Origin of the sequence: Leclercia tamurae (assembly GCF_025566055.1) — a bacterium.
Classification (GTDB): Bacteria; Pseudomonadota; Gammaproteobacteria; order Enterobacterales; family Enterobacteriaceae; genus Enterobacter; species Enterobacter tamurae.
In genome coordinates, this window is the sequence record NZ_JAMHKS010000078.1 from 452,095 (window position 1) to 477,994 (window position 25,900).

Here is a 25,900-nt window from a genome sequence, read left to right on the forward strand (position 1 = left end):
GTGTTGTGTTGTTATGTTTTATTATTTTAAAGGTGACGGTGTCACATTTTCTGGGATCGGGCAGATGTACGGTTTTTCATTTAACTGTTGAGCAAACTCCTCGCGGCAGGCGGGCAGCAGCGCCGGGTCCTGCAGCAGCGCCAGGGCGGTAGCCCCCATCACTTTGCCGGCCAGCAGCATCCCCTTATGGGCGATAGAGGTCCGGCCCTGGGCCACCAACTGCCAGGTGTGCAGCGGTGTGCCGACGGCAAAGCAGGGGCTGAAGCACTGGGCGACCGGCATTTTCCAGCTGACGTCACCCACGTCGGTAGAGCCCGCCAGCACGTTATCGGTAATGGCATACGGGGCCACCTCGTCCACCAGCAGGGTCTGCTGATGCCGACGGGCAAACTGCTTGCCCTCTTCTCCGCCGGTGGCGGCGATATTTTTCAGGCTGTTTTGCAGATCGTTGTCGGTTAGCGTGGCGCGGATCTCCGCCGCAAAGGCGCGCTCTTCCTCGCTCCACGCCGGGGTGCCGAAATGCTGTAGAGCGCTGTACATGGTGGCCTCCAGCGTGCGGTTCGGCAGGTAGCTGGAGCAGGCTTTATCGAAGCGGCGTTCAACGGTGGTTTCGGTCATCAGCGCTGCGCCCTGGGCAATCTTTTCGATCCGCTCGTAGATCTGCTGCGCATCGGCCATCTCCGGGGCGCGGATCAGATACAGCACTTCCGCCTGGGCCTGCACCACGTTTGGAGAGATCCCGCCGGTATCGGTGATGGCGTAGTGGACGCGGGCTTTTTCAATGATGTGTTCGTTGAGGAAGTTGGTCCCGGTGGTCATCAGGGTGACGGCGTCCAGCGCGCTGCGGCCCAGATGCGGGGAGTTGGCGGCGTGGGCTGCGGTACCGTGGAAACGCCATGCGGCCTGGATATTGGCTAAGGTGCTGACGTTAAACATCCCCGCAAAGGCTTCCGGATGCCAGGTGACCGCGGCGTCCACGTCGTCAAACAGCCCTTCGCGCACCATAAAGGTTTTACCCGATCCGCCTTCTTCGCCAGGGCAGCCGTAAAAACGCACCGTCCCGCTGCCGCCGTGTTGCTCCAGCCAGCTTTTTACCGCCACGGCCGCCGCCAGCCCGGCGGTGCCGAGCAGGTTATGTCCGCAGCCGTGGCCGTTGGCCCCTGGAGTGTCGGTTTGCGGGGTAGCGCAGTGCGCCTGCTGGCTTAACCCTGCCAGGGCATCGTACTCCCCCAGAATGGCAATCACCGGTTTCCCTTCGCCATAGCTGGCGATAAAGGCGTTCGGCACGCCGCCCGCCTCGCGGGTCAGGCTAAAACCGGCCTCTTCCAGGGCGCTGGCCAGCCGTTCAGCGGACCAGAACTCTTCGAAGCGGGTCTCAGGATGATCCCAGATCTCATCGGCAATCCTGGTGAAGTGCTGAGATCGGGTGTCGATAGCATCCTCAACAAAACGGTACATGCTCTGCATTACACACCTCGCGTCCACGGGAAGTTAAGCGCGGTTCGCGCCAGCGTTTCGATGGCGATGAGCATCACCGTCTCGTCGAAATCGAATTTTTCATTGTGGTGTCCGGCGCTAAGGGTGGTGCCAAACACCATATAGGAGGCGAGGCCGCCGTTCTGCTGAACCCGGGCCATCATCAGGGTGGCATCTTCCGATCCGGCAGGGGCTTTCACTTTGTCGATGGCCTGCTCCACACCGGCCACCTGGGATGCCTGCTCGCGCAGATAGTTCACCCACGCCGGAGAAGGCGCGCTGGAGGTCGCTGCGCCCATCAGACGCAGCTCGGTGCTGACGCCGTGCATCGCCGCCGCGCCGTCAATCACTGCTTTTGCGCGCTCGAACACATAGTTATTAATGGCTTCGCTCTCGCCGCGGGTCTCCACCTTCAGCAGCGCAGTGGCGGGGACGACGTTACGCCCGCTGCCCGCCTGCATCACGCCGACGTTGACGCGGGACGCGCCTTCGCTGTGCGGGGCGATGCTGTGCAGGCCGATGGCGGCCTGGGCGGCGGCCAGCAGGGCATTGCGTCCCTCTTCGGGTTTGCCCCCGGCGTGCGCCGCCACACCGGTAAAGCGCACGTCAAACTTGGTGGTGGCCATAAAGTTATCGCTGCCGCAGATCACGGTGCCCGCCGGTACGCCGGTGCCAATGTGGATCGCGGTGAAGTAGTCCACGCCATCGAGTGCGCCCGCTGCAACCATGGCTCGTGCGCCGCGGGTGCCCTCTTCGGCAGGCTGGAAGATCAGTTTGATGGTGCCATTCAGCTGCGCGCGGTACTGCATCAGCAGGTGCGCCAGCCCGAGTCCAATGGTGGTGTGGCCGTCGTGGGCGCAGGCATGCATCATGCCGCTGTTGCAGGAGGCAAAGCCTTCCCGGGCCGGAAGATGGTCGTCCTGAGTGGATTCATCCAGATCCAGCGCGTCCATATCGACCCGGAACGCCAGCGTCGGCCCCGGACGGCCGGTATTGAGCGTGGCCACAATCCCGGTGAACCCGCCCTCAAAGGCACTGAGCCATTTTTCCGGCGCACCCTGCTGACGGGCGCGGGCAAAGGCCTGGGCCAGAGTGGCCTCGTCGGGCAGGCCCATCCGGCTGTCTGCATCGACCACATCGCGGCCCATCGCCAGCTCGTAGCCCAGTTGATCCAGTACCTCTGCCACTTTTGCCGCAGTGCGAAATTCCACCCAGCCGGACTCGGCAAAGTGATGGAAGTCGCGTCGCCAGGCGGTGAGTTGCGGGAAGAGGGTTTGCAGGTCCTGCGCCAGTGTATGCATATCGTTTCCTGTCATCATAAGAATATGTGAACTGCTTCACACTGTGATAGTTTTTACTTATCACTAACCGTTTTTTCACAGATTTAACCGTTCGTGGCTTACCCTGGCACAATCAATTCCATTACAGTAGATGACAGTTTCTTTACTCTGATAAACAACGGTTATCGGTGCCGACATGACATTCCAGGTAAAATTTCATCAGTTGCGGGCCTTTGTGGAAGTGGCGCAGCAGGGGAGCATCCGTGGGGCGGGGCGGGCGTTGAATCTGTCGCAACCGGCGTTAACCAAATCCATTAAAGAGCTGGAGGAGGGGATCGCGGCGCAGCTGTTTATTCGCCGCAGCAAAGGGGTGACCTTAACCGAGTGCGGGGAGAGTTTTTACCAGCATGCCAGGCTGATCCTTGAAGAGTTACGCAGCGCCCAGGACGATATTCGCCAGCGGCAGGGCCAGCAGGCCGGACAGATTAATATCGGGATGGGGGCCAGTATTGCCCGTCTGTTAATGCCTGGGGTCATTTCCCGCTTCCATCAGCAGCATCCGCAGGTCAAGGTGCGTATTATGGAAGGACAATTAGTTTCGATGATTAATGAATTACGCCAGGGGGAACTTGATTTTACCATCAATACCTATTACCAGGGGCCGTATGATCATGAATTCACGTTCGAAAAATTGTTTGAGAAGCCTTTTGCGATATTTTGTCGGGCAGGCCATCCGGCAATAGAAGCTGAATCTATTAGCGAATTACTTAAATATAGCTGGACGATGCCGACGCCGCGAGGCAGTTATTATAAGCAGCTGGAAGAGATGTTTTCCCACCGGGATCAGATCCCCCATATAGGCGTAGTCTGCGAAACCTTTTCGTCCTGTATTAGTCTTGTCGCGCAGAGCGATTTTCTCAGCATTCTGCCGCAGGAGCTGGGCTGCGACCCGCTGCTGGCCAACAGGCTGGTGATGTTGCCGGTGAAAGAGCCGTTACCGAAAGCGACCTATTACCTTATTCAAAGAAGGGATTCCCGACAGACACCCTTGACCACCGCATTAATCACACAATTCAGACGGCATGCCCGGCAGGTTATTTATTAGACAGTGTGAGGGTAAAAAAATGGAGCCCATCGACATCCAACAGACTCCACAGTACACACAGCATTGCTCCACATGCATCTCTGCTTATTATTTCCATTGTGCAGATACCTTCATGTATAACATCTTTTGGTGATAAATAAAGGAATTAAGGCCACGGGGTCATAAAAATTTAATGTAAGTCATAAACTTAATCATCAATAAAATTTCGTTTTAGTCCAGTTACATTAATTATTAAATTAACTGAACTGATTATTATTTTTTTAATAGTCAATCGACGTCGCATTGAGCCCCGAGAAAGGGGCAGGTATAGTACCCTGTCAGCTAAGCAGGAGGATGCCATGAACCCAGACGATAAATCGCTTTTTCTCAACGCGATGGAGGATGTCCAGCCTCTCAGGCGTTGTGCCGACGTTCACTGGCAACCCGCCCCGACCGTGCGCCCCCGTCAGGCTGTGGACACCAGCCAGCTGGATAACTTTCTCACCACCGGCTTTCTGGATGTTATTCCTCTGGCAGAGCCGCTTTCGTTTCAGCGGGAAGGGGTGCAACTGGGGGTCATCGATAAGCTGCGCTCGGGCAAATACCCCCGTCAGGCGAGCCTTACTTTATTGCGTCAGCCCGTTGAGCAGTGCCGCCAGCAGCTGTTTACCTTTATCCGCCAGGCGGAGCGCGACGGCTTACGTAACCTGATCATCATTCACGGTAAAGGACGCGACGATAGGTCTCACGCCAACATTGTGCGCAGCTATCTGGCGCGCTGGCTGACGGAATTCGAGGCGGTGCAGGCCTATTGTGTGGCCCAGCCGCACCACGGCGGCAGCGGGGCCTGTTATGTCGCGCTGCGCAAGTCCAGCGAGGCAAAACTCGAAACCCGCGAGCGACTGGCCAAACGCAGCCGCTAGATCATGGACAACACCGCATTATGCTACCGCCAGTTTGGTGAGCCTGAGTCTGTTTTGCAGCGGGAAACCGCGGTAAAAGCGCCGCTGCAGCCGGACATGCTCCGGGTGCAGATGCTGCTCTCCCCGGTCAACGCCTCGGATCTGATCCCCATCACCGGTGCTTACCGGCATCGCATTACCTTGCCCGCCATCGCCGGATATGAAGGCGTAGGGCGGGTGATTGCCGCCCCCGTCGGTTTCACCCACCTGTTGGGCCAGCGGGTTTTACCCCTGCGCGGGGAAGGCACCTGGCAGCAATACGTTGATTGCCCGGCGGCGCTGGCGATCCCGGTTCCGGATACTATTGATACCCTTCTGGCGGCGCGGGCGTTCATCAACCCGCTGGCGGCCTGGCTGATGCTCAACCTCTGGCCTGTAGAGGGGAAACGGGTGTTGCTGACCGCCGCCGGATCGGACTGCGCCATTCTGCTCGGACAGTGGGCGCTCCGGCGTGGAGCGACGGAAGTGTACGGCATTCACCGCTCGGCAATTCATGCCGACAGGCTGCGTGCGATGGGGATTATCCCGATAGCGCAGCAGGAGAGCGACAGCGTGCGCGCCATCGCCGCCGCCAGCGATGTCGTCTTTGACGCCACCGGAGGCGAGCTGGCGCAGACCATCTTAAGTGCAATGCGTAACAGCGCGGCGTTTATCTGCTATGGGTTGCTTTCCGGTCAGCCCTTTTCGTTACAACGTCACTTCCCGCCGATGCACTGGTTTCATATCCGCAACCACTTCGACGCGCTTAGCCCGCAGAGGTGGCAGACGGCTTTTACCGAAATCTGGCCGCTGTTGGCCGGGAGCCACTACAGTGACGCCAGGCTCCTGCCGTTCAGTGCCTGGCAGACGGCCCTGGCCGACTACCGGCAGGCGGGGCGAGACCATAAGCCGCTGCTGGATTTTACCTGCGATACCCCTTAGCTTGCATGACTCATATCACTGAGCAGCAGCGCAATGCTTTTGCCGCCGGAGGTCTGCTCCAGCGCAATCTTGACGATAATGGTCAGGGGCACCGAGAGCAGCATTCCCACCGGCCCCAGCAGCCAGCCCCAGAAGATCAGCGACAAAAATACCACCAGCGTCGAGAGGCCCAGACCGCGCCCCATTAACCGGGGCTCAAGGATGTTGCCGAAGATCAGGTTGATAAACAGATACCCCGCCAGCAGCACCAGCGCCGGATAAAAGCCGCTGAACACCAGCACCTGCGCAATCGGTGGGATAGCTGCCAGCACCGATCCGATGTTCGGAATATAGTTCAGGGCAAAGGCCAGCAGCGCCCAGACGAAGGCGAACCGGACCTCAAGTACCGCCAGCATTCCCCACACCACCAGCCCGGTCACCAGGCTGATGGCGGTCTTCAACACCAGATAGTGCGAGACGCTGTCGAGGGCGCGCTGGATCGCCGCCATGCCTTCCACCGGGCGGGACATCAGAGGCTGGAGCTTCGCCGGCAGCTGCGGCACCTCCAGCAGCATAAATACCACCGTCAGCAGCAGTAAAAAGATAGCGGTCATGGCGCTGGAAAGCTGCGACAGCAGGGCGGTCACCAGGGTCATGGCGGCATTGGGATCGATGTACTTCAGCAGCTCTTCCATTGACACTTCAATCCCGGCCCGCTGCAGCCAGGGCTCCAGATGCAGCAGCGGCACGGCCAGCGAGGAGCGGTAGTGCGGCAGGGTGCGCGCCAGCTCATTCAGCGAGGTGCCCAGATAGGCCACCAGCAACGCCATGAAAATCACGATAAGCAGGATCGGCAGGGTGATTGCCAACACCCGGGGAAGACGCAGGCGCACCAGCCACCGCACCAGCGGATGCAGCACCACGGCGATAAACAGCGCCAGAATAAAGGGCACAATAATATCCGCCGCAACGCGGATCCCCGTCAGCACAATCACCAGCATGCCGAGCATGATGACTATTTTTAATCCGTTGAGAGTAATAATGGGTTTGGCCATGCTGGCTCCTGATACCGTTCTTTTTATATATTCTAACGGCGCGGGGCGTTTAAAAAATTAACCAAACACAAACAGTAAGGGTAAAGAAATGAAAAGGCTTTGAGTAAAATACTGGCTTGTGGTAAAAATCAGCTGTGTTTAACTACCGGAGACAATTTTCATCTGCACTGACGAGAAGCAACACCGCAGATAATTGTAATTTTATGGACAATCTGTTCAGGACGCATTTTTCAAACATCTCTGCTTTATCATCCTCTTTTTGCCTGCTGTCTGGCGAGCAACACTGGCGCAACGCGCTGTAGATCCTCTATCTGCCTGAGCTGGCGCTTTGCGCCCGGCTGAATCTTCATTATTTTTTACCCGGCTGCCATCCCTGGCGAGCCGCGAAGGATTATATTCTCAAGCAGGAGAAAAAATATGTTTTACTGGATCCTCTTAGCCCTGGCTATCGTTGCTGAAATAACCGGCACGCTTTCAATGAAATGGGCCACCATTAGCGGTGGTCACAGCGGCTATATTTTAATGCTGTCGATGATTGCGCTGTCCTATATTTTCTTGTCTTTTGCGGTTAAAAAAATCGCGCTGGGTGTGGCGTACGCATTATGGGAAGGGGTAGGTATTTTCTTAATCACCCTTTTTAGCGTTTTACTGTTTGATGAGTCGCTGTCGTTGATGAAAATGGCGGGTCTGACGACGCTGGTCGCGGGAATAATATTCATTAAATCCGGCACCCGCAAACCGGCAAAACAGCGCAAGGAGGCGACCCATGCCACAGTTTGAGTGGGTTCATGGCGCCTGGCTGGCGCTGGCGATCGTCCTGGAGATTGCCGCCAACGTGTTGCTGAAGTTTTCCGACGGTTTTCGCCGCAAAGTATACGGCCTGCTGTCGATTGCGGCGGTACTCGCCGCCTTCAGCGCCCTGTCGCAGGCGGTCAAAGGTATTGAGCTGTCGGTGGCCTATGCCCTGTGGGGCGGTTTCGGGATTGCGGCGACGCTGGCGGCGGGCTGGATCCTGTTTGGGCAACGGCTGAATAAGAAGGGCTGGATTGGCCTGCTTCTGTTGCTCGCCGGGATGATCATGATAAAACTGGCCTGATACTCTCGCTGCCTGTTTTTACAGGCAGCGAAATTCATGACCTGTATTACGCTTAGTCTGAGGGCATTAACATAATGAGGAATGAATGCATACCCCTTTAAGCTGGCGTAAAATCCCTTCTGCAAAAACCTTGTTTGTCATGATTTTTATGGCAGGGCTCGGCTTAATCTTCTCGGTTGTGATCCTGCTCTACCTCTCGCTCAACCTCATCAGCAGTAAAGCCAATGAAATCGACGAACAGCGCACGGCCCTTTCCGTACAGGGTGCCGTTCAGACCTCTGTCAATCGGGTCTGGTCGCTGGTGATTGATAATGCCGTCTGGGATGACGCGGTGCGCGAAGCCTACCGCCCGGCGCTTGACGTGGACTGGCTCTATAACACTTGGGGCGCGGGCTACAAGGTAAATAACCTGTATGACGGCACCTTTGTGCTCGACGAACGTTTCCGGGTGCTATGGGGCTCATTCAGAAGCCAGCCTTTCACGGAAAAAAACCTCGACTTCTTTGGCGATGGCCTGAAATCGCTGATCCAGATGCATACCAACGCCCTGAAATCGGATAAAAATATCTACGCCGGGATCACCCGCACCCGCGCGGGGATCGCCTTTGTCGGCGTCGGACTGATCCGCCCCACGATGGGCAGCCTGCAGGCAGGGGATAATACCCGCCGCTTTCTGGTCATCACCCGCCACATCAATCCACAAATTTTGCGCGATCTGGGGAACACCTTTCAGATCGACGATCTGACCTTTACCCCGGAGCAGATCACCGACGTGAGCGTGCCGCTGAAAAGCGCTTCGGGCGAGGTGCTGGGCTATCTGTCGTGGACGCCGCGCCTGCCGGGGGCCGCCGCGGCGAAGGCCGCTTCGCTGGACATCACCCGGATCGTGCTGTTTACCGCGGCGCTGATTTTGCTGTTCATTCTCTTCAGCTGCGTGGGGCTGTATAAACTGGCGCGCGGTGAGAACCTGGCGCGAAAGGTGGCGCGTACCGACTGGCTCAGCCATTTACCTAACCGCCGGGCGCTGATTGAAGAGCTGGAGCGGGTGAGCCTGCGCGGCGATACCGATCGCAAAAGCGTGGTCTTTATCGACCTCGATGGCTTTAAAGACGTGAATGATATCTACGGTCATGAGGTCGGGGATGAGCTGATCGTAATCATCGCTGGGGCGTTACGCGACAACGTGCCGAAGAACGGCATGTTGGCCCGCATGGGCGGGGACGAGTTTGCCATGACCATCGGCGGAGAGAACGCCGAAGCGCTGGCCTCGGCCTTTGCGGGCTTTGTCCTCGATTATCTTCACAGCGCGATCCGCGTCGGGGAGCGCACCATCCATATCGGCGCCAGTATCGGCATCGCCAGCGGCACTCTGGTGGAGTGCACCAGCTCGGAGCTGTTCCGTCGCGCCGATATCGCCATGTACCACTCCAAAATCACCGGCAAGGGCCGGGTGACGCACTATGATACGGAGCTGAACAGCGTCCGCGAACGCCAGGTGGCGATTGAAGGCCAGATCCGCAGCGGCCTTGAACGTGAAGAGTTTGATGTCTGGTATCAGCCGATCATCGATGCGCGCAGCCAGAAAATGGTCAGCGTGGAGGCGCTGGTGCGCTGGCCGCGGCGCCCGGAGGGGCCACTGCCGCCGGACGTGTTTATCACCATCGCAGAGACCAGCGGGCTGATTTACGCCCTGGGGCAGTTCGTGCTGCGCCGGGCCTGTCAGGATCTGGAGCCCTATGTGGATTTAAAACTGTCGGTCAATATCTCACCCGCCCAGTTCCGCGACCCGGATTTTGAGGCCAAAGTGGCCGGCGCGCTGGAGTTCAGCCGCTTCCCGGCCACGCGCCTGCAGCTGGAGGTCACCGAAACCTACGTGCTGGAAAATCCCGAGCGGGCCCGCTCAGCCATCAGCAACCTTAAAGCCCAGGGCATCGCCGTGGCGCTGGACGATTTTGGCACCGGCTACTCCAGCATCGGCTATCTCAGGCGCTTTAACTTCGACACCATTAAGATCGACAAATCGCTGGCGGGGCTGGTGGATCGTGACGAGCAGGCCGCGGCGCTGGTCAGCGGTACGGTACGCATCGCCAGCGCTCTCGGGATGTCCGTGGTGGCTGAAGGGGTGGAGAACGAGAAGCAGATGAAACTGCTGCGGCTGGCGGGCTGCGATCAGTTGCAGGGCTTCTGGTACAGCCAGCCGATGCCGATTGAGGCGATTAGAGCGCTACGCCAGCAGCGACAGTGCTAAATCACTGCTGGGCCAGCTCATCCAGCTTGTCACGAAAACCGGTAATCGACAGGGCGCGGTTATCGGCCCGCCAGCGATCTTTGGCCGCAGGGGCGGAACTTTGTACCCCGATAACCTGCCAGCCTTCGGCGGTTTGCAGCATCAGCGGCGAGCCGCTATCGCCGGGCAGAGTATCGCACTGATGCGACAGCACGCCGGTTTGCGCCCAGCCGGTGACGATGCAGTCCTGATGGGTGTACAGCACGTCGAGATGATCTTCCGGGTAGCCCGCCTGATTGACCTTGCGGTCGGCCGCTTTCAGGGCGGCGGTCAGGGCGTCTTTGTCACCGCTAAACAGCGGCAGCGGGGTGATCCCCGACGGCGGATTACGCAGCACCACCAGACCAAAATCCCACGAGGCGGCAGACGGCGGCACGATCCAGCCATCGCCGTCGGCTTTCAGCCGCCGTCCCAGCGATGACGGAACACGTCCTTCAATGCCGTGGATCTCATAGCGCCAGCTGCCTTTTAGCGACACAAAGCGCAGGGCAACGGCGGTATCCGGTTTACCGTTTGGCGGCACCAGCAGACAGTGACCGGCGGTCAGCGCCAGCCGGGGGGTGATGAGGGTCGCGGTACACAGATTTCCGCTGGCGGTTTCCAGCTGGCCAATGGCATCCCACGGCGAGCTGGACGGATCGGCGACACGCGTACGGTCGTCATGACCAAAAAACAGCGTTTGTACCTCTTTTTTGACGTTCGCAGCGTCGTCGCTGCCATCGTCCGCATGACTCAGCCCAGAAAAGAGAAAAAACGTTCCCAGTACAACCACAACAGATTTACGCATATCACACTCTGAAGGGGGATAATTATGATTATTAAATATGAACCCTGGTTATTAACTATAGACGGGACAGCGCGAAAGTGGGAGTAAAATCAGCGTGCTACATTCATGAAATATAAAACACACTGGTGACAAGTGCGCATAAAATAAGCGTGATAAGAATGAACTCAAACCGATAGCGCTGAAACATAACGCCCTCCGGATAGAAAAACGGCGCTGCAACCAGGCTGGTTCAGCGCCGGGGACCAACGCGCCCCTCAGGGCACGTTAAGGTAAGGCGGCTTATGCAGCCGGTTTTGCTGCCGGGGCTGCAGCGTCATGTTTAACGGCTTTTTTATGGTGTTTTTTGGCAGCCTGCGCTTTCTGAGCAACCGGCGCCGTTTCTTCTTTTTTCACCGCTTTTTTATGCTGCTTTTTAGCAGCCTGCGCTTTCTGTACCGCAGCTTTGTGGTGTTTTTTGTGATGCACGGTTTTCGCAGCCGGTGCTGCGGTTGCCGCTGGTGCAGCGGTGTTGGCGACGGTGTCAGCAGCGAATGCAGCAGAAGAGAGACCCATTGCAGCGGCAACAACCAGAGCTAATACTTTTTTCATCATCCTACCCTCGAATTTGGTTTTTCATTTAACCCCACTGCGGGGCCGTTGAAAGAACTATATCCCTGAAAACTGAGGGCTTCCGTGAGTGATTGGTGACGGCGTGTAACGCAATGTACAAAGGCGGGTGTAACGCGTACGAACGAGCCCGCACGTACGCGTTATCGTTATTTCTTCAGTGCCGTGAGAATGGCTGCCGGAGGTTGGCTACCCACTATTGAGCGCGTTTCGGGCTCGACCACCACCATCACCGGCGTGACGGTGATGCCCAGCCTGTCTGCCAGCGCGGACTGACGCGTGACCAGATCGGAACAGGCCGGGGTAGTGTCGTTATCAGGTAAAAATCCTGCCATTGCCTGCTGCAGACTTTTCGTCTTGTCAGCGGAACACCAGACGCGCCCCATATCTTCTATTACCGAGTCGCGAATCGATTTCGGGGCAACGGTCAAAAATGACATGGTTAACCCGGCATCCGTATACTTTTTAATGTTTTTCACCACTTCGCTGCAGTAGACACACTGATTATCTATGAACACCAGCAATTTGTACTTTTCGGCGGGCGCCTGGAAGGTGATGGGGTGGAGGTCGTCCAGCGAGCGGGTGATATCATCGTAAGCTTCTTGCGGCGTGTTGTCCGTGGCCGGGGTCGTCGCGGCGAAAGCGCCGGAACTCACCGCACACAACAGGGCTATGGGTATTGTTTTCGTAATGCCTTTCATCATTCATCCCTTTATTTATGGTTTAGCCCGGTCTGTTAATGGCTTGATTATGCGACCAGGTTAATACCTCATACAGAAAGTGACGGCACGAAGATATGTGCAAAATCATCTTCTTATTGCATAAAGGGAAAAAACGCCGGAGCAGGCTCCGGCGAAAGGTATTACAGATAACGCGAGGTGAGATGGTCGCGGAAGTAGCGGCTGTTAAGATCTTCCCCGGTGGCCTGCTCGATCAGCTGGGCGGTGGTGAAGCGGCTGCCGTGCTGCCAGATGTTCTGGCGCAGCCAGTCGAACAGGGCGCTGAAATCCCCGACGGCGATGGCGGCGTCCAGATCCGGCAGGGCTTTTTTGGCCGCAGCGAAAAGCTGGGCGGCGTACATTGCCCCGAGGGTGTACGACGGGAAGTAACCAAAGCCGCCGTCTGTCCAGTGGATGTCCTGCATACAGCCGTTGCGGTAGTTATCTTTGGTCGATAAGCCCAGCCACGCCTGCATCTTCTCATCCCACAGCGCCGGGATGTCCTCCACCTCGATGTCGCCGTTAATCAGTGCTCGCTCGATCTCGTAGCGCAGCACCACGTGTGCCGGATAGCTGACCTCGTCAGCATCCACGCGGATATAGCCGGGCTTGACGCGCTGGTTCCAGGCGACAAAGTTCTCCGGCGTAAAGGCCGCCTGGCTGCCGAACCGCTCGCGCACTGCCGGGAGCAGGTGGTTGAGGAACGCCTTGCTGCGCCCAAGCTGCATCTCAAAGAACAGGCTCTGGGATTCGTGGATGGCGGTAGAGCGCGCCAGGGCGATGGGCTGGCCGAGCCAGTTGCGCGGCAGGTTCTGCTCGTAGCGGGCGTGGCCGGTTTCATGGATCACACCAAACAGGGCGCTGAGCAGCTCCTCTTCGTCGTAACGGGTGGTGATGCGCACATCTTCCGGCACGCCGCCGCAGAACGGGTGGGCGCTGACATCCAGTCGACCGGCGTTAAAATCGAACCCGAGGGTCTTCATCGCCTCCAGCCCCAGCTCACGCTGGATCGCCGTCGGGAACGGGCCCTGCGGCGGCACGAAGGATTGCTGCGCCTGCTTCTCGACCACCTGGTTCAGCAGGTCCGGCAGCCAGGATTTGAGATCGCCAAACAGCACGTCGAGGCGGGCACTGGTCATGTCCGGCTCGAAAATATCCAGCAGCGCATCGTAAGGGGTGCAGCCTTTGGCGTTGGCGCGCAGGCGGGCTTCTTCCCGGGTCAGCTTCACCACCTCTTTCAGGTTGGCGGCAAAGCCCGGCCAGTCATTGGCCGGACGCTGGGTGCGCCAGGCATGCTCGCATTTACTGCCCGCCAGCGATTTGGCTTCCACCAGCGACTCCGGCAGTACCGCAGCCTGCTGATAGTGGCGGGTCATCTCCCGCAGGTTGGCTTGTTCGACGTCGTTCAGATCTTCGCTTTCGGCATTACGCAGCCAGTCAGCCACTTTCGCATCGGTCAGGATTTGGTGTTGCAGGACGCTCAACTCAGCCAGAGCTTCGCCGCGGGCAGTACTGCCCCCTGCTGGCATCATGGTGAACATGTCCCAACTGGCGATGGCGGAGAGGTGGGAGAAGCGGGAGAGACGCTGGAAGGTACGGGTGAGTTGCTGATAAGAAACGTTTTTCTGCATAGTTCTTGTTCTCGTTCAGATGGATGTGTTCAGGTGAGTTTACCGTGATTTATGAGCGATTCATGCACTTTTCATGTATTCGTTTGAGGCGAGGAAAAGGAATGGGCTGGCCACCGCAGAGTGCTGATATGAAAAAGGGGCCTAATCGCCCCTTAGATTGCTAGTCATATAACCATTTACCTGCTTTTGCAGACTCAGCAAGCATACGAAGTGTTAGCGGTTCTGGTTCATCGTCGTCCTTTCCGCTAGTGAATAAGGAGTAAAGGATAAATGTCTCCTCAGGCCAGTATCGGTAAAAGTCGAAGTTGGCAGGGTCCACATCAAAGCGTTGAAAATATTCCCTCATGATGTCTGCCCCTGTTTCACTTGCCCAAACGTAATCACCTGTGGAGAGGCTGGTATCAAGGGTTACGGGCCATGACTTCCTGGTAAACAGGGCAGGTTTGTTGAACCGTTCACAGTACCAGCTAATCACATCTTCATTTGTCACCATAACTTGTCGTTTCCTCTGGCTATGGTGTTGTATTTCATTGTCGCCTTATAAGCGATGGCTGAGACATCAGCAGCAATAAAAAAAATCCCAAGGACAGGAATCCATCGTCCCACAAATGCACCGAGATTAGTAACATAGGCAAACTTCATCCTTCTGATACTTGAGTTAGTCAAGGTGGGTAAGCGTCTGGTTTCGATGTTTAGCCAATGACGTAACTGTGAGCTGAGTGGTGATGTTCCGGGGGTTGTCCCTCCAGGTTTGCCTCTTGTCGCTATTTCAGGTTGACCTAGCAGAATTAGCCCAACGGTTAAAAGATCGCTTGTTCCGAACTGTTCAGCCGCTTCATCAAGAAAAATCCAAAAGAGCAACTCTCCGGCGGAAAGGTTGGAGTATCCCTTATAGAAATACGTTCCGTTAAGTTCTTCCACACTATCCATGCATATTTACCTGGTTACACGTTCTGCCCATGCGTCGGAATACTGAATATTTCCGTCCTTGAATGTCCACGTGATTTTAGCGTAGCGTAATTGTACCTGCTCAAGGTGACCTGCATTTATCACAGTTTTTGTGTCGTGCATCATTGGTGTGACTGAAACAATCTTCACCCCTTCAAGGAACATGTTGTAATACTCAACTTCCTGGCCTGCATCATTGATGCGATACCATTTAAACTCCGCACTCTGAAGAGTTTGCCCTGTAGCTACAGCTTTCATGAGATAAGGGGATGAACTGTCGAACTCCTTTTCGAACATCAGGGCACCGTGAACGCGTGTCCCTGTAAGTTTTCCGGTATTGCCATCGGTCGGGATATAGAGGTTATGGCTGAATGATGTGATTTCTATGGATTGTTCACGGTGCCTTACATCTACAGAACCCTTGATGAGAGCGCCGCCATCGTCTTTTAGCCAAAGATAAGCCGGTATTGCCATATTTCATTTTCCTTATGATATGTATGGGTAATCCGTTGAAAGCCTAACCTGTATGCAATGATGAGTAAATGAACAATGCGAGGTAAGTTATTGTTTATTAATGCTTCATATAGAATTTAGAATGATTAAAAACGAAAAAACCCCGCACTCGTTTTGCACCAGTACGGGGTCGTAAATAAAGCCAGGGATAGATTTGCTACTGGTGATCACTTGATGAGTTTATTTCAAACGACAATGAAGGCTCCTGCCCACCAGCAACGCCCCACACAGCATCAACGCAATAAACCCACCCACGCCATTCCAGCCGTACTGATGCCAGAACACGCCGCCCAGCGTCCCGGCGATGCTGGAGCCCAGATAGTAGCTAAACAGATACAGCGAAGACGCCTGGCCTTTGGCGCGGCGGGCGCGCGGGCCGATCCAGCTGCTGGCGACCGAGTGGGCGGCGAAAAAGCCAGCGGAGAAGAGCAGCATCCCGGCAAAAATCACCCACAGGTTACTGACCAGGGTCAGCAAGACCCCGGCCAGCATAATGCCCGTCGAGGCCAGCATCACCGGGCCGCGCCCGAAGCGGGTGGTCATCGCCCCGGCTTTCGGTGAACTCCAGGTCCCGGTCAGGTAGGCTACCGACAGCAGGCCGACCAGCGCCTGGTTCAGGTGCCAGGGGGCGAGCATCAGTCGGTAACCAATGTAGTTAAACAGGGTGACAAACGAGCCCATCAGCAGGAATCCGGTAAGGAACAGCAGAGGCAGGCCCCGGTCGCGCCAGTGCAGGCGGAAGTTAATCAGCAGTGTTTTAGGTCGCAAGGCGGTAGGACGAAAATGGCGCGATTCCGGCAGGATTTTCCAGAACATCAGCGCCGATGCCAGCGCAAAACAGCCGATCGCCGCCAGCGCAATTCGCCAGCTGAAGAAGTCGGTAAAGACCCCGCTCAGCAGTCGTCCGCTCATCCCGCCAATGGAGTTACCGCTGATATAGAGCCCCATCGAGAAGGCGACAAAGCTGGGGTGGATCTCCTCGCTGAGGTAAGTCATGCCTACCGCCGCCACGCCGCTGAGGGAGAGGCCGATCAGCGCGCGCATGATCAAAATCCCGTGCCAGCTGGTCATCATCGTCGACAGCAAAGTACAGACCGAGGCCAGCAGCAGGGCGGTGACCATCACCGGTTTACGCCCGATGGCGTCCGACAGCGGGCCAGTAAAGAGTAAACCGACCGCCAGCATCCCGGTGGAGATTGAGAGCGAGATACTGCTGGTGGCAGGCGTCACGCCAAACTCGTGCGACAGCACCGGCAGGATCGGTTGCACGCAATAGAGGAGGGCGAAGGTCGCCAGTCCGGCGGAGAACAGCGCCAGGGTGACGCGCATAAACTGCGGGGTGCCACGTTTGATTAACTGAACCGGACGGGGCTTAGTTGGTAAATCGATATCATCTGTCGGGGCGATATCAGCCGTTGTAGTACGACTCACGTAAGTTCCTTGCTTCAACATCCCCGTGATTACTGGTGACGGGTATGACCACAGGGATCAGAGTAGGAAAATGTAAATATTCTGTCTAATATATTAATAATCTCAAATGATACGTTAAAGATATGAATATCGAACTGCGCCATCTCCGATACTTTGTCGCCGTCGCTGAGGAGCTGCATTTTGGTCGCGCCGCGGCGCGGCTGAATATCTCCCAACCGCCGCTGAGCCAGCAGATCCAGGCCCTGGAGCAGCAGGTGGGAGCCCGTCTGCTGGCCCGCACCAACCGCAGCGTGGGGCTGACGGCGGCAGGGCGCCAGTTTCTGGCCGACAGCCGCCAGATCCTGATTCAGGTGGACGAGGCGGCCGCCCGGGCAGAACGCCTGCATCATGGCGAAACCGGGGAGTTACGCCTTGGATTTACCTCGTCTGCGCCCTTTATCCGCGCCATTTCGCACACCCTGTCGACCTTTCGCCGCCTCTCACCGGACGTGCATATCCAGACCCGGGAGATCAACACCCGGGAGCAGATCGTCCCGCTGAGCGAAGGCTCGCTGGATCTCGGCTTGATGCGCAATACCCAGCTGCCAGATACCCTGGCGTGGCAGCGGGTGCTGCGCGAGCCGCTGCTGGTGATGATCCACCGGGATCACCCTCTGGCGGCCAAACCTGCCATTTCCCTCGCGGAGTTGGCCCAGGAGCCGTTTGTCTTTTTTGATCCGCGTGTTGGCACCGGCCTGTATGACGACATCCTGGGGCTACTGCGCCGCTACGGTGTTACCCCGGTCATCACCCAGGAGGTGGGCGAGGCGATGACCATTATCGGCCTGGTGGCGGCCGGGCTGGGGGTGTCGATCCTGCCAGCCTCGTTTAAACGCCTGCAGCTGAATGAAATGCGCTGGGTAGCGATAGCCGAACCGGATGCGGTGTCAGAGATGTGGCTGGTATGGTCGAAGCATCACGAGCTCAGCGCCGCGGCACAACGTTTCAAAAAACTGTTGATTCAGGCCTCATCGGGCGGTTGAACCGCCAAAAAAGCGGGTAAAAATGTGCTGTAAATCACAAGGCTAAGTAAAAATTTGACGATCACTGTAGAAGTGCTTCACCATAGCCCACAGTTTATTTCGAAGCTCGAAAATAAGGGAGTACGTGGTGGTTGCTGATAGTCAGCCTGGGCATATCGATCAGATTAAGCAGACCAATGCGGGTGCGGTATATCGCCTGATTGATCAGCTTGGGCCGGTCTCGCGCATCGATCTTTCCCGCCTTGCGCAACTGGCTCCTGCCAGTATCACCAAGATTGTACGAGAAATGCTCGAAGCGCATCTGGTGCAGGAGACCGAAATTCAGGAGCCGGGCAGCCGTGGCCGTCCGGCGGTGGGGCTGGTGGTGGAAACCGAAGCCTGGCACTACCTCTCGTTGCGCATCAGCCGGGGCGAAATCTACCTGGCGCTGCGCGATCTCAGCAGCAAGCTGGTGGTGGAAGAGCAACTCCCGCTGGCGCTGCAAGCCGAGCTGCCGCTTGAGGTACGGATCACCGCGCTTATCGATCAATTCTTTATTCATCACCAGCAGAAGCTGGAGCGTCTGACCGCCATCGCCATCACCATGCCGGGTATCATTGATACCGAAAACGGTATTGTCCACCGGATGCCGTTCTACGACGACGTCAAAGAGATGCCGCTGGGGGAGGTGCTGAAAAACCACACCGGCGTGCCGGTCTATATTCAGCATGACATCAGCGCCTGGACCATGGCCGAGGCGCTGTTCGGCGCTTCACGCGGGGCGCGGGACGTGATTCAGGTGGTGATTGACCACAACGTCGGCGCCGGGGTGATCACCGATGGCCGTCTGTTACACGCCGGGAGCAGCAGCCTGGTGGAGATTGGCCACACCCAGGTTGATCCTTACGGCAAACGCTGTTACTGCGGTAACCACGGCTGCCTGGAGACCATTGCCAGCGTGGATAGCGTGATGGAACTGGCCCAGCTCCGGCTCGGCCAGTCGATGAGCTCGACGCTGCACGGCCAACCCCTGACCGTGGCGTCGCTGTGTGCGGCCGCCCAGCAGGGGGACCTGCTGGCCAAAGATATCATTACCGGCGTGGGCACCAACGTCGGGCGCATCATTGCCATCATGGTGAACCTCTTTAACCCGCAAAAGATCCTGATCGGTTCGCCCCTGAGCCAGGCGGCAGGCGTTCTCTTCCCGGCCATTGCCGACTCCATCCGCCAGCAGTCCCTGCCAGCCTACAGTAAACATATCGTGGTGGAGAGTACCCAGTTTACCAATCAGGGGACGATGGCCGGTGCGGCGCTGGTGAAAGATGCGATGTACAACGGGTCCCTGCTGATCCGTCTCCTGCAGGGTTAACAGATTCTTAAAGTCTTACCAAAAATTGCGCTATCTCAAACTGAGTGGATAGCGCATGCCTTAGACTTCCCCCACTGAATTATTTCCTTGATTTATATTTCCAAAGCATAACGGTGGAGTGAGTGATGCTTAAGCGTTTCTTTGTAACGGGTACTGATACTTCTGTCGGTAAGACGGTGGTGTCCCGCGCCTTACTGCAAGCCCTGATGGCCAGCGGGAAGCGCGTAGCAGGGTACAAACCGGTAGCAAAAGGGAGTAAAGAGACGCCAGAGGGATTGCGCAATAAAGATGCGCTGGTGTTACAAAGCGTCTCCTCGCTTGAACTGCCTTATCACGCAGTTAACCCCATTGCGCTCAGCGAAGATGAGAGCAGCGTGGCGCACAGCGGGCTGGTTAATTACACCCTGTTATCAAACGGGCTTGCCAGCCTGAGCGAGCAGGTCGATCACGTGGTGGTGGAAGGGACCGGCGGCTGGCGCAGCCTGATGAATGATTTGCGTCCGTTATCAGAGTGGGTAGTGCAGGAGCAACTCCCGGTCCTGATGGTGGTGGGCATTCAGGAAGGCTGTATTAACCACGCCCTGCTGACGGCCCAGGCGATTGCCAATGACGGCCTGCCGCTGGTGGGCTGGGTGGCAAACCGCATCAATCCGGGCCTGGCCCACTATGCCGAAATCATCGAGGTGCTGAGTAAAAAGCTGCCGGGTCCGCTGGTGGGCGAGCTGCCGTATCTGCCCCGCGCTGAGCAGCGCGAGCTAGCGCACTACATCGACCTCTCGACTTTCAGCAGTGTGTTGCCCGTAGATCGAGTCGTGGCGTAACGTCCGCGACAGGACTGACGCCACCACGCAGGCAATCAGCAAGCCGGGCAGCAGCAGATACTGCCCGGTCATTTCACAGACCATCAGCGCCGACATGATTGGCGCGTGCGTCGTCGCCGCGAGCAGCGTCGCCATCCCCGCCAGCCCGAGTAAAATCGCGGTTTCAGACCCGGGTATCCACAGCATAAAGAGTTGCGCAAACAGCATCCCGGTCGCCATGCCGACAAACAGCGTGGGCGTAAATACCCCGCCCGGTGCCCCCGAGCCGCTGCTGGCGAGTACGGCCAGCAGCTTGCAAATGAATACCCCGGCAATCACCGACAGCAGCGGCGGCGCGAGTAGAAATCCCTGCACCACGCTGTAGCCATTACCCCATACCCTGGGCGTCAGCAGCGACAGCAGCCCGACGATCAGTCCACCCAGCGCCAGCTGCCACGGCGGCGAGAGCCGCAGGCGCAGAAACAGGGAGTGACTGAAATCCATCAACCACATCAGCGCTGGGCCGCATATACCCGCCAGCAGGCCCATGCCGACCATCAGGGCGTAATCCACCCCGGTGATCGTTTGGCTGAGATGCACCTCATACAGCGTGCTGGCGCCGGGGCTGAGCAGGCGGGTGGTGAGCAGCGCGACAACCGCGGCAATCACCACCGGGCCGAGCGAGGCCAGCATCAGGGTGCCGAATAAGATCTCGGCAATAAACAGACTTCCGGCTAACGGCGCATGGTAGGCGCTGGCCATCCCGGCGGCGGCCCCGCAGGCGATCCACAGTTTCCATTCTGACTTCGGCGTAAAGCGCTGGGCAAAAAAGGAGGCGGCGAGGGCGGCCAGCAGGATCATCGCCCCTTCGCGCCCAATGGCGCTGCCGCTGGCGACCACCAGTAATGATGCCAGAGATTTCACCAGGCTGGCACCGTAGTCAAACTGCCCGTCGCCGGTTTCCAGGGCTTCCATATAGTCGGTAGGCGCATGCGGACGCTGCGCCGTCATGCGCTGCCATCCCCACAGCAACAGCCCGGCCGCCAGCCCGCCCAGCGCGGGGGTCAGCGCGCGGCGCCAGGGCGAAAGCGCGCTGGCCGCATTCACCAGGCTGCCGCTCTCGTTACTGAGGAACAGCCACTCCAGCAGAGTCATGGCGTGACGAAACAGCGCCACGGCCAGCGCCGCCAGCACGCCCGTGACGGTGGCAATCAGCAGCCTGCGAAACATCGCGCGGATATCAGGGTAAGCATGGAGTCGATGCATGGGTTACGCGTAAACAGGGAAGATACAATATTGTGAGGGGAAATCGGGGGGTTAGCAATGTAAAGAGCCGGGCAGAGCCCGGCTGACAGAATTAGCTTTCGCTATAAATATTCAGCGCCCGGCGCGTGCGGCCAGAGCTGAGATACTCCGCAATATAGTCCTGGGAAATCTCGCCGTTATAGCGCCCGTCCTCATCGACAATCGGCATCCAGCTGGTGTTGCTCTCGTACAGACGCGACAGCACCACGCGCAGGTTGTCTTCCGCCTTGCCGGTCATGCGGAACGGGTGGATCAGATCGGCGCAGGTGCCGTTGGCATGACGCGCTTCGCGGCGCTTCACAAAGCCCAGCGGCTTGCCGTTTTCGTCTACCACTGTGACCGCGCGGATGTCATTGTCATCCATGATAGCGAAGGCTTCAGGCAGCGGCGTCGCCGGGCGCACGGTGATAGTCGGCTGCTGATCGGTCACATCTCCCGCCGACACCAGCAGCAGGCGTTTCAGGGTACGGTCCTGGCCGACAAACGAGCCGACAAACTCATTCGCCGGTTTGGCCAGCAGTTCGTCCGGGCTGGCGCACTGGACAATTTTCCCCTGGCGGAAGACGGCGATGCGGTCGCCGAGTTTCAGCGCCTCGTCGATGTCGTGGCTCACCAGCATCACGGTCTTTTTCAGCTTGCGCTGCATCTCGAGGAACTGGTTCTGGATCACCTCGCGATTGATCGGGTCGACCGCACCGAATGGCTCATCCATAAGCAGTACCGGAGGATCCGCCGCCAGGGCGCGGATCACGCCGATACGCTGCTGCTGGCCGCCGGACATCTCGCGCGGATAGCGGTTGAGGAATTTATGCGGGTCCATTGCCACCATATCCATCAGCTCTTCGGCGCGGGTTTTACACCGCGCTTTGTCCCAGCCCAGCATCCGCGGCACTACGGTGATGTTCTCTTCGATGGTCATGTTCGGGAACAGACCAATCTGCTGGATTACGTAGCCGATGTTGCGGCGCAGCGTCACGGTATCCATGTCGCTGGTGTCCTGACCGTTAATCAGGATCTTGCCGCTGCTCGGGGTAATCAGACGGTTAATCATCTTCAGGGTAGTGGTCTTGCCGCAGCCGGACGGGCCGAGCAGGACGCACATCTCCCCTTCGGGCACGTTCAGGTTGACGTTGTCCACGGCCTTCATGGCCTGGCCGTTTTTCTGTGAAAATTGTTTGGTGAGGTTTTCCAGTTTTATCATTATCGAATCCCCTTTGGAGTCAGAACGATCTGCAGACGGTGCAGTAACCAGTCGAGCACAATCGCTAAAAGACAAATCATTAATGCGCCAGCAATCAGCATACGAATATCGCTTCCGCCAATGCCGTTAAGCAGCAGCAGGCCCAGCCCGCCCGCGCCGATGACGGCGGCAATCGCCATCACGCCGATGTTCATCACCACGGCGGTACGGATCCCGCCAAAAATCACTGGCAGCGCCATAGGGATCTCTACCCAGCGCAGACGTTGCCAGAAGGTCATACCGATCCCGCGACCCGCTTCGCGTAGACCTGGCGGCAGGCTGTCGAGGGCGGTATGGGTGTTACGCACAATCGGCAGCAGCGAGTAGAGGAATACCGCCGTAATGGCAGGCAGGGCGCCAATACCCTGACCGATCATGGAAAAGAGCGGGATCATCAGGCCGAACAGAGCAATCGACGGGATGGTCAGCACGATGGTGGCAATTCCCAGCACCGGGGTCGCCAGCCATTTGTGGCGCACAATCAGAATGCCCAGCGGCACGCCTATGATGATGGCCAGGCCCACGGCCAGCGCCACCAGCCACAGATGCTGCAGCGTCAGGGTTAACAGATAGCCCCAGTTATCAATAATGTAGTGAACCGTATCCATAGCGCCTCCTTACAGCAGCTGCTTGCTACGCAGGAAATCACGGGCGACCTGCTGCGGTGACTGATGATCGATATCCACCTTCTTGTTGAGCTCGGTGATAACGTCGTTGTTGAGCTGGGCGGAGAGGGTGTTCAGCGCCTCCTCCAGACCCGGATTGGCTTCCAGGGTGTCCTTACGCACCACCGGGGTCACCGCATAGCTCGGGAAGAAGCCTTTATCATCTTCCAGTACCTTCAGGTCGAAGCCCTTCACGCGTCCGTCGGTGGTGTAGATCAGCCCGGCGTCGACAAAGCCATCGCGTACCGCGTTATATACCAGACCGGGGTCCATCTGGCGGATCTGCGGGCGATCCAGCTCCAGGTTATAGGCGGCCTGCAGCGGCTTCATGCCGTCGCTGCGCCCGGAAAACTCGAGGTCCAGACCCAGCATCCAGTTGTTGTCCGGGTCGGTTTTACGCACCTGCTCGACCTTAGCGACCAGCTCCGACATGGTAGTGATATTTTCCGCTTCGGCGCGCTTACGCTGCATGGCAAAGGCGTAGGTGTTGTTCATGTCCGCGGGGTTGAGCCACACCAGACCATGTTTGGCATCCAGACGTTTTACCGTCTCGTAAGACTCCTGCGGCGACATGCGTTTGTTAATGTGGTTAAAGATGATCAGCGAGGTACCGGTGTACTCCCAGGTCATGTCGATCTGCTTGTTGATCATCGCATTGCGGGAAATCACCGTCGCAATGTTGGTCTGGGGCTGCACCTGGAATCCTTTCTTTTGCAGGTACTGCACGGTCATGGCCGAGAGAATATGCTGCTCGGTAAAGCTCTTGGTCGCCAGAATCAGCGGCGCGGCGAGCGCCTGGCTGGAGAAGAGCGCGGCGGCGCACAGCGCCGTCAGGCCGGTAAACAGTCTCATAGAAGCTCCTTGTTATAATTATCGCGCGAGATGCGGGCTCATCAGACGACCCAGCGCCGCCAGCAGCGTATCCAGAATCAGGGCGAACAGGGCGGTGGCCGCCGCGCCCAGGATCAGGGTCGGGAAGTCGTTCAGGTAAATACCCGGGAAAATCAGCTCGCCGTAGCTGCTGGCGCCTATCAGGAAGGCCAGCGGGGCGGTACCGACGTTAATCGCGGTAGCGATGCGGATCCCGGAGAGCATTACCGGCCAGGCATTAGGAATTTCGACCTGGCGCAGACGCTGCCATTTGGTCATCCCGATCCCGTTTGCCGCTTCCAGTAACGAGCCCGGCACCGAGCACAGCCCGGCGTAGGTGTTACGCACAATCGGCAGCAGCGAGGCCAGGAACAGGGCGATGATCGCCGGGGTATCGCCAATCCCAAGCACCACCATCGCCAGAGCCAGAACGGCCAGCGGCGGCAGGGTGTTACCAACGTTAAAGATCTGCATCACGTATTCGGCGATACCTCGCGCAGCCGGACGGCTCAGCAAAATACCGCTGGGGATACCGACCAGCAGAGCGAAGAACATGGATGAGAAGACTAAAATCAGATGCTGTTGCCCGAGATAAACCAGGTCAACCTGGCGCGCTTTGATCGTCTCGAGCCCAATTCCCCAGACGAGGAGGGCGACGACCACAATAATCGCGCCGACAAAAAGCAGCGAACGTTTGAATAATGGATGCATTGCGATGTGTCTCCCTGTGCGCATGCGTTATAGCAACCACCGGTTGCCTGTTGTTATGCCATGATTCGGCAGGGGTAATTGAGCTATAGCAAGCGTTTGGGAAGGGTTCCAGCGAAGCGGTAAAATCTGTAACCCTATGAAAGAGAGGGAAACTCGCGGTTAAGCCTTATGGGACAAGGCCTGGTCAGGGGGAAGACAGAATAGTCTTAAAGATAATTTCATTAAGTGACACCGTCACTTAATGAAGGGGCGGAATCTGTTATTTGTTAAGCGCAGCGCGAACTTTTCGCACCCGCAGCGAGGTACTGATAATGGAGAAGGTGGCCACGAAAACCAACATCAGCCCCAGCGCCAGCATCGCATGAAAGCCAAACCACCTGAACAATATCAGCCCCGCAATACCCCCGGTAATAAACGAGAAAAGGGTAGTGAGATGGGTTTTAAGCTGACTTCTCTGGGCTGCTGTATCTTTGGAGTAATCCCGGCGTAGCATCGCCACCACCACGGAGGCCAGCGAAATGCCTGCATCGGTTAAGGTGCCGGTAATGTGGGTGGACCTTACCCGACCGCCGGAAAGCTGGGTGGAGGTTGAATTATGGATCCCCATCAGGCCACAGAGGAAAACAATAATTTCCCGATTGGTGGTGAAGGTATGGAAAAACAACTCATACAGTGAGACGCCGGCCAGTAATACCCCTTCAATAAACAGAACCTGACAAAAAATGAGCCGCACATTATGCATGATGCCCCATAAAACAATAATCCGTGCAATGATTGCGCCCATCACAAACGACAGAATAATGATGGCAAAGAAAATAATATCGTTCAGATCCGTTGAGGAGACTTCGCTGGAAAATTGTGAGGTGTTGCCGGTCATATGGGAAGGAAAAAAGCCGAAGGCCCCCAGCGCAATGGCATTTAGCAATCCTGCGGAGGTGGCCAGCCAGAGCGCAAGCCGACGATCCTCCTGATGCGTTCGTTCTTTCTTGAGTTTAATCAGCAAAGAATACCTCCGGTTTGAGCTTTGCCTGAATAATCAGGCTAGCAAAGACAATTCGCGGGTTGTCCAGGATAGCGCTTAATTATTACGGCACCGGAGGCCTGTGTGGATTTAGTAATTAATTAAAATAACCCTGCTAAGAAAGCGATTATTAAACATCGGGC

General features: G+C 57.2%; 28 protein-coding genes. 10 read left to right on the forward strand and 18 right to left on the reverse strand.

Annotated elements, in window-relative coordinates; genetic code table 11:
* Positions 1-21: 21 nt before the first annotated feature.
* Together M8318_RS22105 and M8318_RS22110 are read right to left on the reverse strand one after the other, a co-directional pair.
* Positions 22-1,467 (reverse strand): M20 family metallopeptidase, encoded by a 1,446-nt coding sequence (locus tag M8318_RS22105; RefSeq protein ID WP_262664538.1) that lies wholly within the window; start codon positions 1,465-1,467, stop codon positions 22-24.
* On the reverse strand, positions 1,467-2,777 hold the full coding sequence (locus M8318_RS22110) for a M20 family metallo-hydrolase (RefSeq protein WP_262664540.1): 1,311 nt from the start codon (positions 2,775-2,777) through the stop codon (positions 1,467-1,469). Before M8318_RS22110 ends, M8318_RS22105 begins: the two co-directional genes overlap by 1 nt.
* Positions 2,778-2,952: 175 nt before the next feature.
* Between M8318_RS22110 and M8318_RS22115 the strand changes: the two genes are divergently transcribed.
* The 3 genes from M8318_RS22115 (at position 2,953) to M8318_RS22125 (ending at position 5,723) form a co-directional block, all read left to right on the forward strand.
* Positions 2,953-3,861 carry a LysR family transcriptional regulator gene (locus M8318_RS22115; RefSeq protein WP_106993765.1) on the forward strand — a complete coding sequence of 303 codons (909 nt, stop codon included), beginning with the start codon at positions 2,953-2,955 and terminating at the stop codon, positions 3,859-3,861.
* Between the two features lie 338 nt (positions 3,862-4,199).
* Complete coding sequence (gene smrA / locus M8318_RS22120; protein ID WP_262664541.1) at positions 4,200-4,763, forward strand: DNA endonuclease SmrA; 564 nt, start codon at positions 4,200-4,202, stop codon at positions 4,761-4,763.
* 3 nt (positions 4,764-4,766) lie between these two features.
* On the forward strand, positions 4,767-5,723 hold the full coding sequence (locus M8318_RS22125) for a zinc-dependent alcohol dehydrogenase family protein (protein ID WP_262664542.1): 957 nt from the start codon (positions 4,767-4,769) through the stop codon (positions 5,721-5,723).
* Here the strand turns inward: M8318_RS22125 and M8318_RS22130 are convergent.
* Positions 5,720-6,757: an AI-2E family transporter gene (locus M8318_RS22130; RefSeq protein ID WP_106993768.1), complete on the reverse strand. Its 1,038-nt coding sequence runs from the start codon at positions 6,755-6,757 to the stop codon at positions 5,720-5,722. The two genes, M8318_RS22125 and M8318_RS22130, sit on opposite strands and share 4 nt — an antisense overlap.
* Before the next feature lie 134 nt (positions 6,758-6,891).
* Here M8318_RS22130 and M8318_RS22810 point away from each other — a divergent pair, with 134 nt between their 5' ends.
* From M8318_RS22810 to M8318_RS22145, 4 genes are all read left to right on the forward strand, one after another.
* Positions 6,892-7,059, forward strand: a complete 168-nt coding sequence (locus M8318_RS22810) for a protein YdgV (RefSeq protein ID WP_455429409.1) — start codon at positions 6,892-6,894, stop codon at positions 7,057-7,059.
* A gap of 115 nt (positions 7,060-7,174) precedes the next feature.
* A complete protein-coding gene (gene mdtJ, locus M8318_RS22135; protein ID WP_166182323.1) occupies positions 7,175-7,537 on the forward strand; it encodes a multidrug/spermidine efflux SMR transporter subunit MdtJ in 363 nt (120 codons plus the stop codon).
* Positions 7,524-7,853 carry a multidrug/spermidine efflux SMR transporter subunit MdtI gene (mdtI, locus tag M8318_RS22140; protein WP_106993770.1) on the forward strand — a complete coding sequence of 110 codons (330 nt, stop codon included), beginning with the start codon at positions 7,524-7,526 and terminating at the stop codon, positions 7,851-7,853. The genes mdtJ and mdtI overlap by 14 nt, the downstream gene beginning before the upstream one ends.
* Before the next feature lie 85 nt (positions 7,854-7,938).
* Positions 7,939-10,101 carry a bifunctional diguanylate cyclase/phosphodiesterase gene (locus tag M8318_RS22145; protein ID WP_262664544.1) on the forward strand — a complete coding sequence of 721 codons (2,163 nt, stop codon included), beginning with the start codon at positions 7,939-7,941 and terminating at the stop codon, positions 10,099-10,101.
* Position 10,102: 1 nt separating this feature from the next.
* On the opposite strand, the gene M8318_RS22150 is transcribed toward M8318_RS22145, so the two are convergent.
* The 9 genes from M8318_RS22150 to M8318_RS22185 form a co-directional block, all read right to left on the reverse strand.
* Positions 10,103-10,927, reverse strand: coding sequence for a trypsin-like serine peptidase (locus M8318_RS22150; RefSeq protein WP_262664546.1), 825 nt, complete (start codon positions 10,925-10,927; stop codon positions 10,103-10,105).
* 103 nt (positions 10,928-11,030) lie between these two features.
* Positions 11,031-11,114, reverse strand: coding sequence for a small membrane protein YdgU (gene ydgU, locus M8318_RS22815; protein WP_456298748.1), 84 nt, complete (start codon positions 11,112-11,114; stop codon positions 11,031-11,033).
* Positions 11,115-11,206: 92 nt separating this feature from the next.
* Positions 11,207-11,515, reverse strand: a complete 309-nt coding sequence (gene asr / locus M8318_RS22155; RefSeq protein ID WP_262664547.1) for an acid resistance repetitive basic protein Asr — start codon at positions 11,513-11,515, stop codon at positions 11,207-11,209.
* A gap of 167 nt (positions 11,516-11,682) precedes the next feature.
* Positions 11,683-12,237 (reverse strand): thioredoxin fold domain-containing protein, encoded by a 555-nt coding sequence (locus tag M8318_RS22160; RefSeq protein ID WP_262664549.1) that lies wholly within the window; start codon positions 12,235-12,237, stop codon positions 11,683-11,685.
* Between the two features lie 158 nt (positions 12,238-12,395).
* Entirely contained in the window at positions 12,396-13,883 is a 1,488-nt protein-coding gene (locus M8318_RS22165; protein ID WP_262664551.1) for a carboxypeptidase M32, read from the reverse strand.
* Positions 13,884-14,043: 160 nt separating this feature from the next.
* Positions 14,044-14,376: a DUF1493 family protein gene (locus M8318_RS22170; protein WP_262664552.1), complete on the reverse strand. Its 333-nt coding sequence runs from the start codon at positions 14,374-14,376 to the stop codon at positions 14,044-14,046.
* On the reverse strand, positions 14,370-14,813 hold the full coding sequence (locus M8318_RS22175; protein ID WP_262664553.1) for an STM2901 family protein: 444 nt from the start codon (positions 14,811-14,813) through the stop codon (positions 14,370-14,372). The genes M8318_RS22170 and M8318_RS22175 overlap by 7 nt, the downstream gene beginning before the upstream one ends.
* Positions 14,814-14,819: 6 nt before the next feature.
* On the reverse strand, positions 14,820-15,305 hold the full coding sequence (locus tag M8318_RS22180; RefSeq protein ID WP_262664555.1) for an Hcp family type VI secretion system effector: 486 nt from the start codon (positions 15,303-15,305) through the stop codon (positions 14,820-14,822).
* Positions 15,306-15,524: 219 nt separating this feature from the next.
* Positions 15,525-16,775 (reverse strand): MFS transporter, encoded by a 1,251-nt coding sequence (locus tag M8318_RS22185; protein WP_262664556.1) that lies wholly within the window; start codon positions 16,773-16,775, stop codon positions 15,525-15,527.
* Positions 16,776-16,897: 122 nt separating this feature from the next.
* Here M8318_RS22185 and M8318_RS22190 point away from each other — a divergent pair, with 122 nt between their 5' ends.
* The 3 genes from M8318_RS22190 (at position 16,898) to bioD (ending at position 19,966) form a co-directional block, all read left to right on the forward strand.
* On the forward strand, positions 16,898-17,797 hold the full coding sequence (locus tag M8318_RS22190) for a LysR family transcriptional regulator (protein ID WP_262664557.1): 900 nt from the start codon (positions 16,898-16,900) through the stop codon (positions 17,795-17,797).
* 127 nt (positions 17,798-17,924) lie between these two features.
* Positions 17,925-19,145, forward strand: coding sequence for a sugar metabolism global transcriptional regulator Mlc (gene mlc / locus M8318_RS22195; RefSeq protein ID WP_166182334.1), 1,221 nt, complete (start codon positions 17,925-17,927; stop codon positions 19,143-19,145).
* A 125-nt stretch (positions 19,146-19,270) separates the two neighbouring features.
* Positions 19,271-19,966, forward strand: a complete 696-nt coding sequence (bioD, locus tag M8318_RS22200; protein WP_262664558.1) for a dethiobiotin synthase — start codon at positions 19,271-19,273, stop codon at positions 19,964-19,966.
* Here bioD and clcB read toward each other — a convergent pair.
* The 6 genes from clcB to M8318_RS22230 form a co-directional block, all read right to left on the reverse strand.
* Positions 19,901-21,211: a voltage-gated ClC-type chloride channel ClcB gene (gene clcB, locus M8318_RS22205; RefSeq protein ID WP_262664559.1), complete on the reverse strand. Its 1,311-nt coding sequence runs from the start codon at positions 21,209-21,211 to the stop codon at positions 19,901-19,903. The genes bioD and clcB overlap by 66 nt on opposite strands.
* A gap of 91 nt (positions 21,212-21,302) precedes the next feature.
* On the reverse strand, positions 21,303-22,451 hold the full coding sequence (osmV, locus tag M8318_RS22210) for an osmoprotectant ABC transporter ATP-binding protein OsmV (RefSeq protein ID WP_262664560.1): 1,149 nt from the start codon (positions 22,449-22,451) through the stop codon (positions 21,303-21,305).
* Positions 22,451-23,098, reverse strand: a complete 648-nt coding sequence (osmW, locus tag M8318_RS22215) for an osmoprotectant ABC transporter permease OsmW (protein ID WP_142489310.1) — start codon at positions 23,096-23,098, stop codon at positions 22,451-22,453. Before osmW ends, osmV begins: the two co-directional genes overlap by 1 nt.
* 9 nt (positions 23,099-23,107) lie before the next feature.
* Positions 23,108-24,007 carry an osmoprotectant ABC transporter substrate-binding protein OsmX gene (gene osmX / locus M8318_RS22220; RefSeq protein WP_262664562.1) on the reverse strand — a complete coding sequence of 300 codons (900 nt, stop codon included), beginning with the start codon at positions 24,005-24,007 and terminating at the stop codon, positions 23,108-23,110.
* Positions 24,008-24,025: 18 nt separating this feature from the next.
* On the reverse strand, positions 24,026-24,736 hold the full coding sequence (gene osmY / locus M8318_RS22225) for an osmoprotectant ABC transporter permease OsmY (protein WP_106993783.1): 711 nt from the start codon (positions 24,734-24,736) through the stop codon (positions 24,026-24,028).
* A gap of 259 nt (positions 24,737-24,995) precedes the next feature.
* Entirely contained in the window at positions 24,996-25,739 is a 744-nt protein-coding gene (locus tag M8318_RS22230) for a YoaK family protein (RefSeq protein WP_262664564.1), read from the reverse strand.
* Positions 25,740-25,900: the final 161 nt, after the last annotated feature.